The sequence below is a fragment of the Aeromonas sp. genome (assembly GCF_050252055.1).
In the GTDB taxonomy this organism is placed as follows: domain Bacteria; phylum Pseudomonadota; class Gammaproteobacteria; order Enterobacterales; family Aeromonadaceae; genus Aeromonas; species Aeromonas caviae.
The window spans coordinates 18,792-31,752 of sequence record NZ_JBFWLQ010000015.1 but is presented as its reverse complement, the minus strand read 5'-3'; the positions used below and the strand labels follow the sequence as shown (position 1 = coordinate 31,752).

Below are 12,961 nucleotides of genomic sequence, written 5' to 3'. Positions count from 1 at the left end.
CGCTACTCTGCCAGTTGCACCTGCCGCGCGCCGGTGGCGAGCGGTTGCAGTGCCCGGGTATCCAGGCAGATGCGGATGGCGTCCGGTCGCCAGTGCTCGATGTCGCAATCCACCAGCTTCCCCTCCTCGTCATGATTGACCCGCACCAACCGCAGCACGGCGCTCCCCTGGGCCAGGTTGAGGGCGCGGGCTATCTCTCCCCGTGCCGCCGACGGGGTGATCTCAAGGCTCGCCCAGCCCTGGCCTATGCCATAGCGCTGTCGGTAAAGCTCGGTGAGGGAGCTGGCCAGGGGAGCGCTGGCGATACCGGGGAAGCGGCTCGCCAGCAGGTGATGGCTGACGTGGAGCACAGGGCGACCGTCGATCAGCCGCTGGCGGTGGATCTCGTAGAGCGGCGTAAAGGGTTCCAGACCCATCCAGCGGCACAACTCGCTGCTGGCAAGCTGGTTGCCATGGGCCAGCACCCGGGTCTCGGCGGTGCGCTGCTGCTCGCCAATCCACTGGTGAAAGTGGGTGTGGATGGCGGGATCGTAGGTGAGGCGAGGCGGCGCCACGAACCAGCCACGCCGCTCGGCCCGGTAGATGAGGCCGTCCGCCTCGAGGCTGGAGAGTGCCTCCTTGATGGTGATGCGGGTGGTGGCGAAGCGCTCGCTCAGCGCCCGTTCGGCGGGCAGCTGCTGCCCCGCCGCCAGGTGTCCGCTGCCGATATAGCGGCGCAGGGTCCGGCAAATCTGTTCGCACTTGGAGGGTGTGCGGCCATCGGCCATCCCCTGTTCACTCAATCGCTCTGTCACTGTCACATCCCTGTCGGTCATTCGGGTTTGCACACCACTGGAGTAGACCAGAGGTTGTCGACCCCGAGTTGTAACCGCCCCTGATGACAGCGCCATGACAGGGCGATTGTCACGAAACTGCCATCAAAGCGCCCCGCCACCGTCATATTTCCCCTCTAGCATCCCTCTCGAACCTTAACTGACCTAGTCCAGAGGGATGGGATGATGAAAAGCGTGATCGCAAGTGCACTGGCCCTGGTGGCCATCAGTCAACCGCTGTTTGCCGCCGAGAACATCGCGGATCTCGAAAAAGCCGCCCGCGGTGAAGGCCAGCTCCAGAGCGTCGGCATGCCGGACAGCTGGGCCAACTGGAAGGATACCTGGCAGCAGCTCGGCAGCATCTACGGCATCAAGCATCAGGATACCGACATGAGCTCCGCCCAGGAGATCGCCAAGTTCGCCGCCGAGAAGGCCAATGCCACCGCCGACATCGGTGACGTGGGCGGCGCCTTCGGCCCGGTGGCGGTCAAGCAGGGGGTCACCCAGCCCTACAAACCCTCCACCTGGGCCGACATTCCCAACTGGGCCAAGGATGCGGACGGCCACTGGATGCTGGCCTATACCGGCACCATCGCCTTCCTGATCAACAAGGATCTGGTCAAGGCCGCCCCCACCAGCTGGCAATCCCTGCTCGGTGGTGACTACAAGGTGACCCTGGGTGACGTGGGCGTCGCCTCCCAGGCCAACAACGGCGTGCTGGCGGCGGCCTATGCCACCGGCGGCAGCGAGAAGAACCTCAAGCCCGCGCTGGATCTGTTCGGCAAGCTGGCCAAGCAGGGCCGTCTGTCGCTGAATGACCCGACCATCGCCAACATCGAGAAGGGCGAAGTGGAAGTGGGGGTGCTGTGGGACTTCAACGCCCTCAACTACCGCGACCAGATCGACCCCAAGAAGTTTGATGTGGTGATCCCGAGCGACGGCTCCGTCATCGCCGGTTACACCACCATCATCAACAAGTGGGCCAAGAACCCCAACGCTGCCAAACTGGCCCGTGAATACATCCTCTCCGATGCTGGTCAAATCAACCTCGCCCGTGGCTACGCTCGCCCGATCCGCAGCAACGTGACCCTGCCGGATGACGTCAAGGCCAAGCTGTTGCCAGCCGAGCAGTATGCCAATGCCAAGCCGGTTCAGGATCACGCCGCCTGGGAGCAGAGCTCCAAGGCCCTGCCGCGTCAGTGGCAAGAAACCGTCATGATCAACATGCAGTAAGGGAATCCAGTGCAACACAAGGTGATAGTGGTACTTGTGGATGGTCTGGCAGCCGAGGTAGCCCACACCATGGGCTACCTCGGTGGCATGGTGGAGGCGGGGCGGGGCCTGTATACGACCCTGAATGCTGCCCTGCCGTCTCTCTCCCGGCCTCTCTACGAGTGCATCCTGACCGGCGTGCCGCCGGTGGTGAGCGGCATCACCCACAACGGGGTGACGCGCCTGAGCCAACACGACTCCATCTTCCATCTGGCCCGGGCCGCGGGCAAACGCACCGCAGCGGCGGCCTACCACTGGGTGAGCGAGCTCTACAACCAGAGCCCCTGGCTGGTGGCCCGCGATCGCTTCACTCACGATGAGCAACTGCCCATCCAGCACGGCTGCTTCTACTGGGATGACGGCTACCCCGACAGCCATCTGCTGATGGACGGCGAGTGGCTGCGCAGCCAGTACGACCCCGATTTTCTGCTGATCCACCCCATGGGGGTGGATGACGCTGGCCACCAGTTTGGCCTCGATTCCCGCCAGTACCGCAATCAGGCGCGCCGCATGGACAGCCTGCTGGCCGACCTGCTGCCCCAGTGGCTGGCAGAGGGGTATCAGGTGGTGATCACCTCGGATCACGGCATGAACAACGATCTCAGCCATGGCGGCACCCTGGCCGAGGAGCGCACCGTGCCGCTCTGGCTCTTTGGCGATGCCTTCGTCGAGCGCTGGCCGGATGGGGTGGCGATCGCCCAGACCCAGCTCTGCGCCCTGATGGCGGATCTGCTGGGAGTTCCCCACGACAAGCCGGCAGCCCCCCCGCTGCTCAAGGCGGCCTTTATGCGCGAGGTGCACTGATGATGCCTGCCACCACCGAGATCCTCGCGGATCAACAGGTGAAGCCACGCCGGGTGCGCCGCCACTGGCTGCCGGCCCTGGTGCTGCTGCCCTTTGTCCTCTTGATGATCCTGTTTCAGCTCGCCCCCATGGTGTGGGTACTGGTGGGCAGCGTCCAGACAACCGATGGCTGGGGTCTCGACCATTACCGGGAGATTTTGAGCTCCCCCTTCTATCTGCAATCCTTCGGCAACTCCTTGCGCATCGCCGGCATCGCCAGCCTGGCGGGGCTCGCCATCGGCACCCTGGGGGCGGCGGCGCTGCGCCACAGCGGCGAGCGGGTCAAGCGGGTGCTGCTGGCCTTCGTCACCATGACCGGCAACTTCAGCGGCGTGCCGCTGGCGTTCGCCTTCATCATCGTGCTCGGCATCAATGGTGCAGTGACCCTGCTGCTCAAATCCTGGGGCCTCATCGATGGCTTCAACCTCTACTCGGGCAGCGGCCTTATCCTGATTTACACCTACTTCCAGATCCCCCTCGCCCTGCTGCTGCTCTACCCGGCATTCGACGCCCTGCAGGATGAGTGGCCCCAGGCCGCGGCGCTGCTCGGCGCCAGCAAGCGCCAGTATGTGTGGCACGTGGCGCTGCCGGTGCTCACCCCCGCCCTGCTCGGCACCCTGATCATCCTGTTTGCCAACGCGGTGGGGGCCTATGCCTCCGCCTACGCCCTCACCACCGGCAACTTCAATCTGGTGACCATCCGGGTGGCCAGTCTGGTTTCCGGCGACATTTTCCTCGAACCCAACCTGGCGGCGGCGCTGGCGGTGATCCTGATGGTATTGCTGGGGGTGGTGACAGCCGCCAACCAGTGGCTGCTGAAAAAGAGCTATGTGAACAAGGGGCAATCCCATGCATGATTTGACGCCGCGCTGGCCCAGATGGGTGCTGGGGGCGCTGGTCGCCACCCTGCTGCTGCCCCTGCTGGCCACCTTTCTCTACTCCATATCTACTCGCTGGGGGGCGACCCTGCTGCCGGATGGCTTCACCCTCGACTGGTATCTCAAGCTGTGGGGCGACCCGCGCTTTCTGGCGGCCTTTGGCCGAAGCCTCCTGGTCTGCTTCGCCACCCTGCTGCTGGGGACCCTGGTGCTGGTGCCCACCGTGCTGGTGGTGGCCTACTACTTCCCCAGGCTGGATCCCTGGATGAACCTCTTGATCCTGCTCCCCTTCGCGGTGCCGCCCGTGGTCTCCTCGGTGGGCTTGCTGCAGATTTACGCCGACGGCGTCCTGCCCATCATCGGCACCCCCTGGATCCTGATCGGCACCTGGTTCACCGTGGTGCTCCCCTTCATGTACCGGGCGCTGGCCAACAGCCTGCAGGGGGTGCCGCTGAAAGATCTGATGGATGCCGCCCATTTGCTGGGGGCCAGCAGTGCCCGCGCCTTCCTGCTGGTGGTGATCCCCTGCCTGCGCAAGGGGCTGCTGGCGGCACTGTTTCTCTCCCTCTCCTTCCTGCTCGGGGAGTTCGTGTTTGCCAACATGCTGGTGGGCACCCGTTACGAAACCCTGCAGGTCTACCTCTACAACATGCGTGCGACTTCGGGCCACTTCACCAGCGCACTGGTGATGAGCTACTTCCTGCTGACCCTGCTGCTCACCTGGGCAGCTAACAGATTTCATCGGTGAATCAACATGTTCCATCTAGAAGTGAATCAACTGCACAAATCCTACGGCGACACCAAGGTGTTCGAGGGGATTGAATTCGGCATCCGCAAGGGGGAGCTGGTGACCCTGCTCGGCCCCTCCGGCTGCGGCAAATCCACCCTGCTGCGGGCCCTGGCCGGGCTCACCCCGGTGGATGGCGGTCAGGTGCGGGTGGCCGGTGAGGACATCACCTGGCAGGAACCCCAGAAGCGGGGCATCGGCATGGTGTTCCAGAGCTATGCGCTCTTCCCCAACATGACGGTGTGGGACAACGTCGCCTTCGGCCTCAAGATGAAGCCCCAGCCGGGGCGGGATCTCGCCGCCAGCGTGCAAGAGGCGCTTGAGCTGGTGGAGCTGACCGGCTTCGAGCGACGTTATCCGAGCGAACTCTCCGGCGGCCAGCGCCAGCGAGTGGCGCTGGCCCGGGCGCTGGTGGTGCAGCCACGGATCCTCTTGCTGGATGAGCCGCTCTCGGCGCTGGATGCCCGCATCCGCCGCAGCCTGCGCCAGCAGATCCGTGCGATCCAGCAGCGCCTCGAGCTCACCACCATCTTCGTGACCCACGATCAGGAGGAGGCGTTGACCCTGTCGGATCGGATCTTCCTGATGAACAAGGGCTCCATCGTCCAGAGCGGCACGCCGGAGCAGATCTACACCCGCCCCGCCAGCGAGTTCGTGGCGGGCTTTATCGGCAACTACAACCTGCTGGGTGGCGAGCAGGCCAAATCCCTGTTCGGCCCGCGCTTTCGCGGCAAGCTGGCGCTGCGGCCGGAGTCCATCACCCTGCTGCCTGCAGGGGCGACCAGCCACGAGCCCAGCCTGCCCGGCATCGTTCGCCAGCAGCAGCTGCTCGGCAACGTCATCCGCTATCAGGTGGAGTGCGAGGCAGGGCTGTTGACGGTGGATTGCCTCAACCGCCGTGCCGGCGATCTGCTGCCGGTGGGCAGCGCCGTGACCCTGGTGGTGGCCCGAGATCAACTCTGTGAGGTAGCATAACGCCATGAATCCCATTCATTTTTCAGCCAGTACCCCGATGCTGGCAGCCAACGCGAGGAGCAGCCATGGCCCTGGCACTGTTTGATCTGGACGAGACCCTGATAGCGGGGGATTCCGCCAGCCTCTGGCTGGAGTACATGGTGGCCCAGGAGCTGGCCCCGGCGGGCATGGTGGCCGAGGAGCAGGCCATGATGTCCCTCTACCATCAGGGCAAGATGGACATGCACCAGTACATGGCCTTCACCCTGCAACCGCTGGCAGGCAGGACGCGCCAGTGGCTCGACTCCCTCTGCACCCGCTTTGCCGAACAGGTGCTGCGAGAGCGCCTCTACCCCGAGGGGCTGGCCCGCATCGAGTGGCATCGCCAGCGTGGCGACGAGTTGGTGCTCATCTCCGCCTCCGGCGAGCATCTGGTGGCCCCCATGGCGCAGATGCTGGGGATGGATCACTGCGTGGCCATCCTGCTCGACGAGGAAGCAGGCATGCTGACCGGCCAGACCCGCGGCACCCTGAGTTTTCGCGAAGGCAAGGTGGCCCGCATCAACCAGCTCTTTGCCGGAAAGGAACACCTCTGGCAGGGGAGCTTTGGCTACAGCGATTCCCACAACGATCTGCCCATGCTGCGGGCGGTGAGCCATCCCCATGCGGTCAATCCGGCCCCCGCCCTGCGCCAGTGCGCCGAGGAGCTGGGCTGGCCCCTCTGGACCTGGCAGTTGCACCCTTGATCCGCGCAATGAAGAAGAGGCCCTCAGGCCTCTTCTTTGCTCAACATGCCATCCCCTGAGGGCGAGTCGTCCCGGGGAGCCAGGGGATCCACCATGTAGATGCGATTCTTGCCGTCACCCTTGGCGCGATAGACCTCGGCATCGACCATGGTCAGCAGGCTCCTGGCCCCAAGCCCGGGGGCACTCGCCACCAGGCCGCCGCTGAAGGTGATCCCAAGACCGGGTTCACGCCAGTGCAGGGAGGCCACCCCAATCCTGTACTGCTCCAGCAGCATCTGGCAGAAGTGGATATCCGGATTGGCGAACAGCACCACCAGCTCTTCCCCGCCATAGCGGCATACCCAGCCATGATCCCCCAGCAGCTTGGCGCCAAAGCTGGCCACCCGCTTGAGCACCACGTCCCCGGTCTGGTGACCATAGGTGTCATTGATCCGCTTGAAACCGTCCAGATCGATCATGGCCAGGCAGAAGCTGTCCTGATCGAGCAGCAGCCGATTCAACCGCTCGTCGAAGAAGCGCCGGTTGTAAAGGCCGGTCAGCTTGTCGAGGTTCGCCTGCTGGCGCACCTCGTGATAATCCTTGCTCACCTCCGCCAGCTCGGCATAGACGTGCCTGAGCTCGCGCATCCCCCCCTGGTGCACCTCGTCAGGCTGGGTCCGGCTGGCCCGGATCACGGTGGAGATCTCGTCCAGCATCCGCCTGAAATAACGGGACCAGATCAGTGCCAACACCATGTAGAGCACGCTGGCCAGCACGATGGTCCCGAGCACGTTGAGGGAGGCGCTCGCCACCACAGCCTGGATGCTGGAGGCCGGCAACACGCTGATCAGCACCCAGTTGTGGTCAGGCAGGCGGCTGTAGGCCACGAACTGGCGAGACTCCTGATCCAGGAAGATGCCGTCCTCCCCGCTGAAGCGGGAGAGCCAGGTCGGGTGCGTCATGGGCTTGAGCAGTTGTGAGGGATCGGGGTGGGCCAGCACCTTGCCCGACTGGTTGACGATCATCTGGTAGCCGCTGTTCCACTGCCGGTTCAGCTGGGCGGAGAAGGGGGCCAGGATGGCATCCACCGCGAAGACCCCCCGCACCTTGCCCTCCTTGTCGGTGATGGCCCGCGCCAGGGCGATCACCAGCGTGCCGTTGGTGTAGTCGTAGTAGGGTTCGGTCCAGACCATCTTGCCCACATGCTGGCTGGCCAGCTGATACCAGGGGCGCACCCTGGGATCGAAGTCCGCATCCGCCTGCCATTCGGGGTAGATCAGCATCTGGCGCTCGGCGGTGCCCACATAGATGTAGATGAGATCCGCCATCACCCCCTTGTAGAGACGCCACTCCCTGAGATAGGAGTCGGTGTTGCGCAGACGGGGGCCGCTGATGTCCTCCACCTTGACCTGGTCGTAGATGAGGGAGAACTGACGCTCCATCTCGTTCAGGTAGGGCTCGATGAAGACGTGGCGCAACTGGTGATTGGTGGCGAGCAGGCGCTGTTGCAGCTCTCGCTGCAGGCTGCGCTCCATGTGCAGGTAGTAGATGGCGCCCAGCATCAGGACGGGAATGAAGAGCAGAAGCAGGCCCAGGCGCATCCGTGCCACCAGGGACCAGGTCTTTTTGGAGACTGCTCGCTTATCCAACCCTGACTCCATGCTATCCCCTGACATCGTGTAGTGTCAGAATATCAGCCCCACCTGATGGCGTCCAAAGGGAAGCGCATCAGGTGGCCAACGAGAAGGAACTGGCCTGGATGTTGAAACCGGAACTGCTGACTGCCCTCCATTACTGCGCCGTGATCACCCTGACCGGTGCCATCACCTCGGAGTATTTCCTGTTCCGACGCGGCATGTCCATCGAGCAGGTGCGCAAGCTGCTGCTGGCTGACAGCCTGGCCGCCCTGGCCCTGCTGCTCATCTTCATCACGGGCGTGCTGCTGGTGGTCGCCCATCCCCAGCCACCGGCCATCCTGCTTGCCAATCCGGGTTACCGCACCAAGCTGCTGATGTTCTTCGCCATGGCCATCAGCTTTGGCTACCCCAGCCGGCTGTTCCACCACTGGCGCCGATCCTTGCGCCAGGGACGGGCTCCCCTTGTCTCCACCCAGCAGCAGTTCTGGGTGATCTGGATCCTGCGGGGCAACCTGCTGCTGCTCGCCCTGCTGCCCCTGCTCGCCAAGCTGGCCAGCCGCTGATCCTGCCCTCGCCCGGCAACAAATGGCTGACGACAAACGCCCCTTCTCGCAGGTATCGTAATGGCGGGGCCCGAGTGCCGCCGAGACTCTTTCTCAGGGATGATTCCGTATGCGTTCAAACATGATGTTATTGATGGCCGCCGCCATCTGGGGGCTGGGCTTCGTCGCCCAGCGCCTGGGGATGGATCACATGGGGCCCTTCACCTTCAACGGCCTGCGCTTCCTGCTGGGCGCCCTCTCCCTGCTGCCGCTCTTGTGGTGGCTCAAGTCACGCCAGCCGCCACAGCCTGCCGGTGATCACCGCCTGCTGCTGACCGGGGGCCTCATCGCCGGCACCGTGCTCTTCTCCGCCGCCTCCCTGCAACAGGTGGGGCTGCTCTACACCACGGCCGCCAAGGCGGGCTTCATCACCGGCCTCTACATCATTCTGGTCCCCGTCATCGGCCTGGCCCTGCGCCACAAGACCGGGGCCAACACCTGGGTAGGCGCCCTCATCGCCATGGCCGGGCTCTACTACCTCAGCGTCACCGAGGAGTTCACCATCGGCTACGGCGATCTGCTGCAAGTGATCGGGGCCCTGTTCTGGGCCGTGCATCTGCTGGTGCTGGATCACTACTCGAACCGGGTCGCCCCCATTCGCCTTGCCGGGGTGCAGTTCGTGGTGTGCGGCCTGCTCAGCCTGGCCACGGCCTTCGTCATCGAGACCCCGACGGCGAGTGGTGCCGTGGCGGGCTGGCAGGCGCTGCTCTACGCCGGTCTGGTCTCGGTCGGCATCGGCTATACCCTGCAGGTGGTGGGGCAGCGCGGTGCCCATCCGGCCCACGCCGCCATCATCCTCAGCCTGGAGACGGTGTTCGCCGCCATCGGCGGTGTCCTGCTGCTGGGGGAACATCTGGACGAACGGGCCGTGGTCGGCTGCGCCCTGATGCTGGCGGGGATGCTCATCTCCCAGATCCGCCTGCGCTGGTGGTGGAAGTCCCGCCGCAACAAGGTGCCCAGCCAGTCCTGATATCTGCGGTGGTCATGGACCCCAAATAAAACGAGGCGCCCTTGGGTGCCTCGTTTTATTGCCGCCTGCCTAGCGCACGCTGGAGCAGAAGCTCACGTCATCCCGCAGGGGGTCATTGCTCACGCTGTGATAGAGCTCGAAGCAGGGGCCGTCCCCAAAGGCGAGCCCGGCCGCGACGATATCGCCGATGTGCTCCTGCCAGCGCTCCCCGTACTGGCTGCGATCCGTGATGAGGTAGCGGGACTGGGCGTAGCGTCCGGCGGGGATGTGCTGGATCTCCACCTCTCCCGAGCCCTGGGTCCCCACCGGTACGCTGATGCCGATGTCGGTGCGGCACTGGGCCGGCGGCGTCACCTCGGGGTTGTCGTGGTAGATGAAGATCCACTCTCCCCCTTCCAGGCCACGGGGCGCGGCCCACTGGTGAAGGCGATGGCAGACGGCGTCATACCCTTCGCCATAGGGGCCGGTCACGCGGATATAGGCCAGGGTGCGGGCGTCCATCTCGACGGTGTTCATGGTGTTGCTCCTTGCTGATGAGTGGCCTTCAGCATAAGGGAGTGCCCCTTGCCATGCGTGTCCTTCCTTGCGATCCAGGTGTCCGTTCTTGCCCTTGTCGCGGCGAAACGCCCCCGGGGTGCAACCATAGTGGCGACGAAACGCCTTGGCGAAGGCCTGGGAGCTGCCAAGCCCCGCCCCCAGGGCGATGGCGGTGACGCTGGCATCGGTGTAGCAGAGCTGCCAGGCCGCCCGCTGCATCCGCAGGCGGCGGCACATCTCGCCGGGGGCCTCCCCCACCACGGCGGTGAACACTCGGTGGAAGTGGTAGAGGGAGAGGCAGGCGCGACTCGCCAGCGCCTCGATGGAGAGATCCGGATCCTGCTCCAGTGCCCGCAGCACCGGCGTCAGGCGCTCGCGATAGTCGATCATCGGCGCACCCTGGCCATGTAGAGGGCATCCACCAGCACCCCATGACGCAGGCCGTAATCCCGGGCTACGCCCTCCTCCACAAAGCCCGCCTTGCGATAGAGGGCCAAGGCCGCCTGATTGTCGGCCCAGACCGTCAGCTCCACCCGCGTCAAGCCGAGCCAGTTGTCCGCCAGATCCAGCGCAGCCTGCATCAGGGCGGTGCCCACCCCGCGCCCGGCCCAGTCATCGTGCACCGCCATGCCGATGCTCGCCACGTGGCGGCGGCGGGGGGCAGGCTCCACCATCAGGACCAGCGCGCCCGCCACCTCCCCCTCCCACTCCGCCAGCAGGCTGTAGATGCCATCCCGCGGAGTCAGCTTCTGCTCCCACTGCTGCAAGGAGGGGAAGGGAAGTTGCAGGGTGCCCGCCTGGGCATGGGGCATGGCGTGAAGATCCCGCAGGGCGGCGGCATCTTCCGGCCCGGCGCGGCGAATGGTGATGGACATGAGACCTCCTGATTGGCTGAATCCCATCTTGCCGCAAGGCTGGCGTCTGTTTCCACCCCCATCAGCGAAACCAATCAAAGGGTTAGGCACACTCCATTGGAGCCGCTCCCCTACTTCCCCTAGTCTGGCGACTCATCACAAGGAGACCCGCCATGACCGACAAGACCCTGCGCAGCGCCAACGGCGCCCCCGTCGTCGACAACAACAACAGCCTCACCGCCGGCCCCCGCGGCCCCGTCCTGATGCAGGACATCTGGTTGATGGAGAAACTCGCCCACTTCGACCGCGAGCGCATTCCCGAGCGGGTGGTGCACGCCAAGGGCTCGGGCGCCTACGGCACCTTCACCGTGACCCACGACATCAGCGCCTTCAGCAAGGCCGACCTGTTCAACGCCGTCGGCAAGCAGACCCCGGTGTTCCTGCGCTTCTCCACCGTGGCCGGCGAGAAGGGGGCCGCCGACGCCGAGCGGGACGTGCGCGGCTTCGCCCTCAAGTTCTACACCGAGCAGGGCAACTGGGATCTGGTGGGCAACAACACCCCGGTGTTCTTCATTCGCGATCCCCTGAAATTCCCCGACTTCATCCACACCCAGAAGCGGGATCCCCGCACCAACCTGCGCAGCGCCACCGCCGCCTGGGACTTCTGGTCACGCCACCCGGAATCCCTGCACCAGGTCACCATACTGTTCAGTGATCGCGGCATTCCCAGGAGCCTGCGGGAGATGAACGGCTACGGCAGCCACACCTTCAGCTTCATCAACTCGGCCAACGAGCGCTTCTGGGTCAAGTTCCACTTCAAGACCGAGCAGGGCCACCGCTTCTACACCGATGAAGAGGCGGCCACCGCCGTCGGTCAGGACAGAGAGACCAGCCAGGCAGATCTGTTCAACGCCATCGAGCGGGGGGACTTCCCGCGCTGGAAGGTCTATGTGCAGGTGATGCCAGAGGCCGAAGCCCAGACCTACTCGATCCACCCGTTCGACCTCACCAAGGTGTGGCCCCACAAGGACTACCCGCTCATCCCGGTGGGCGTGCTGGAGCTCAACCAGAACCCGGACAACTACTTCGCCCACGTGGAGCAGGCCGCCTTCACCCCGGCCAACGTGGTGCCCGGCATCGGCTTCTCACCGGATCGCATGTTGCAGGGTCGCCTGTTCTCCTACGGTGACACCCAGCGCTATCGCCTCGGCGTCAACCACGGCCTGCTGCCGGTCAACGCCCCGCGCTGCCCGTTCCACCACGGTGCCCACCGCGACGGCGCCATGCGGGCGGACAGCAACGGTGGCGCCAGCCCCAACTACCAGCCAAACCGCTTCGGCACCCAGCAGCCGAGCGAGCAGCACGAACCGGCCCTGAGTCTGGAAGGGGCTGCCCTGCACTACGATTTTCGTGACCATGACAGCGACTACTACAGCCAGCCGGGGGATCTCTTCCGCCTGATGGACGAGGGACAGCGCGCCCGCCTCGCCGCCAACCTGGCCCGCTCCCTCATCAATGTGGAGGATGACGCCATCGTCGCGGCCCAGCTCAGGCACTTCGAGCAGGCCGACCCCGAGTACGCCAAACGGGTCGAGCTGGCCCTGGCCGCCCTGCAACGCTGAGTCGCAGGCAGCCAACCTCTGCAAAAGCAAAACGGGGGCCTGATGGCCCCCGTTCTCGCATGACGGTCTTTGATGAATGAAAAACGCAGCCCGAGGCTCCGTTCTTCCATGTCGTATCCATTCCGGACGCAGCGCCCTCGCGCTCCTCCCTTGCCAACAAGGGTTTGTACCGCCAGCTCACGGCGGCAACGACGTTGTGCACTGGCAGAGCGGCACCATTGTCCACCTGTGGTAATAAACCTGTCTGTGGTAATGCACTTTTAGTCACCAATAAAAACGGAGCCCGAGGCTCCGTTCTTCCATGCCGTATCCATCCCGGACGCCGCGCCCTCGCGCGCTTCCCTCCCTTGCCAACAAGGGTTTGTACCGCCAGCTCACGGCGGCAACGACGTTGTGCACTGGCAGAGCGGCACCATTGTCCACCTGTGGTAATAAACCTGTCTGTGGTAATGCACTTTTAGTCACCAA

At 64.7% G+C, this 12,961-nt stretch carries 13 protein-coding genes; 9 read left to right on the top strand and 4 right to left on the bottom strand.

Features of this window, described 5'->3' with window-relative positions; all coding sequences use genetic code 11:
* Positions 1-2: 2 nt before the first annotated feature.
* On the bottom strand, positions 3-815 hold the full coding sequence (locus AB7E19_RS20155) for a UTRA domain-containing protein (protein WP_191967311.1): 813 nt from the start codon (positions 813-815) through the stop codon (positions 3-5).
* A 183-nt stretch (positions 816-998) separates the two neighbouring features.
* On the opposite strand from AB7E19_RS20155, the gene AB7E19_RS20150 reads away from it, so the two are divergent.
* From AB7E19_RS20150 to AB7E19_RS20125, 6 genes are all read left to right on the top strand, one after another.
* Positions 999-2,045, top strand: a complete 1,047-nt coding sequence (locus AB7E19_RS20150; RefSeq protein WP_010675915.1) for an ABC transporter substrate-binding protein — start codon at positions 999-1,001, stop codon at positions 2,043-2,045.
* Positions 2,046-2,054: 9 nt separating this feature from the next.
* Positions 2,055-2,888 (top strand): alkaline phosphatase family protein, encoded by an 834-nt coding sequence (locus AB7E19_RS20145; RefSeq protein WP_427936371.1) that lies wholly within the window; start codon positions 2,055-2,057, stop codon positions 2,886-2,888.
* On the top strand, positions 2,888-3,784 hold the full coding sequence (locus AB7E19_RS20140; RefSeq protein ID WP_427936369.1) for an ABC transporter permease: 897 nt from the start codon (positions 2,888-2,890) through the stop codon (positions 3,782-3,784). Before AB7E19_RS20145 ends, AB7E19_RS20140 begins: the two co-directional genes overlap by 1 nt.
* On the top strand, positions 3,777-4,553 hold the full coding sequence (locus AB7E19_RS20135) for an ABC transporter permease (RefSeq protein ID WP_039040132.1): 777 nt from the start codon (positions 3,777-3,779) through the stop codon (positions 4,551-4,553). Before AB7E19_RS20140 ends, AB7E19_RS20135 begins: the two co-directional genes overlap by 8 nt.
* A gap of 6 nt (positions 4,554-4,559) precedes the next feature.
* Entirely contained in the window at positions 4,560-5,567 is a 1,008-nt protein-coding gene (locus tag AB7E19_RS20130) for an ABC transporter ATP-binding protein (protein ID WP_427936366.1), read from the top strand.
* A 65-nt stretch (positions 5,568-5,632) separates the two neighbouring features.
* Complete coding sequence (locus tag AB7E19_RS20125) at positions 5,633-6,292, top strand: HAD family hydrolase (protein WP_041214057.1); 660 nt, start codon at positions 5,633-5,635, stop codon at positions 6,290-6,292.
* 23 nt (positions 6,293-6,315) lie between these two features.
* On the opposite strand, the gene AB7E19_RS20120 is transcribed toward AB7E19_RS20125, so the two are convergent.
* On the bottom strand, positions 6,316-7,920 hold the full coding sequence (locus AB7E19_RS20120) for a sensor domain-containing diguanylate cyclase (protein WP_124244309.1): 1,605 nt from the start codon (positions 7,918-7,920) through the stop codon (positions 6,316-6,318).
* 110 nt (positions 7,921-8,030) lie between these two features.
* Here AB7E19_RS20120 and AB7E19_RS20115 point away from each other — a divergent pair, with 110 nt between their 5' ends.
* The gene (locus AB7E19_RS20115) at positions 8,031-8,471 is read left to right on the top strand and encodes a DUF2214 family protein (RefSeq protein ID WP_039040139.1); all 441 of its coding nucleotides are present in this window, start codon (positions 8,031-8,033) and stop codon (positions 8,469-8,471) included.
* Positions 8,472-8,580: 109 nt separating this feature from the next.
* Entirely contained in the window at positions 8,581-9,480 is a 900-nt protein-coding gene (locus tag AB7E19_RS20110) for a DMT family transporter (protein ID WP_041214059.1), read from the top strand.
* A gap of 69 nt (positions 9,481-9,549) precedes the next feature.
* On the opposite strand, the gene AB7E19_RS20105 is transcribed toward AB7E19_RS20110, so the two are convergent.
* Together AB7E19_RS20105 and AB7E19_RS20100 are read right to left on the bottom strand one after the other, a co-directional pair.
* Complete coding sequence (locus AB7E19_RS20105; RefSeq protein WP_049636434.1) at positions 9,550-10,407, bottom strand: AraC family transcriptional regulator; 858 nt, start codon at positions 10,405-10,407, stop codon at positions 9,550-9,552.
* A complete protein-coding gene (locus tag AB7E19_RS20100) occupies positions 10,404-10,892 on the bottom strand; it encodes a GNAT family N-acetyltransferase (RefSeq protein WP_010675925.1) in 489 nt (162 codons plus the stop codon). The genes AB7E19_RS20105 and AB7E19_RS20100 overlap by 4 nt, the downstream gene beginning before the upstream one ends.
* 152 nt (positions 10,893-11,044) lie before the next feature.
* On the opposite strand from AB7E19_RS20100, the gene AB7E19_RS20095 reads away from it, so the two are divergent.
* A complete protein-coding gene (locus tag AB7E19_RS20095; RefSeq protein WP_319869974.1) occupies positions 11,045-12,493 on the top strand; it encodes a catalase in 1,449 nt (482 codons plus the stop codon).
* The last annotated feature ends 468 nt before the right edge of the window (positions 12,494-12,961 follow it).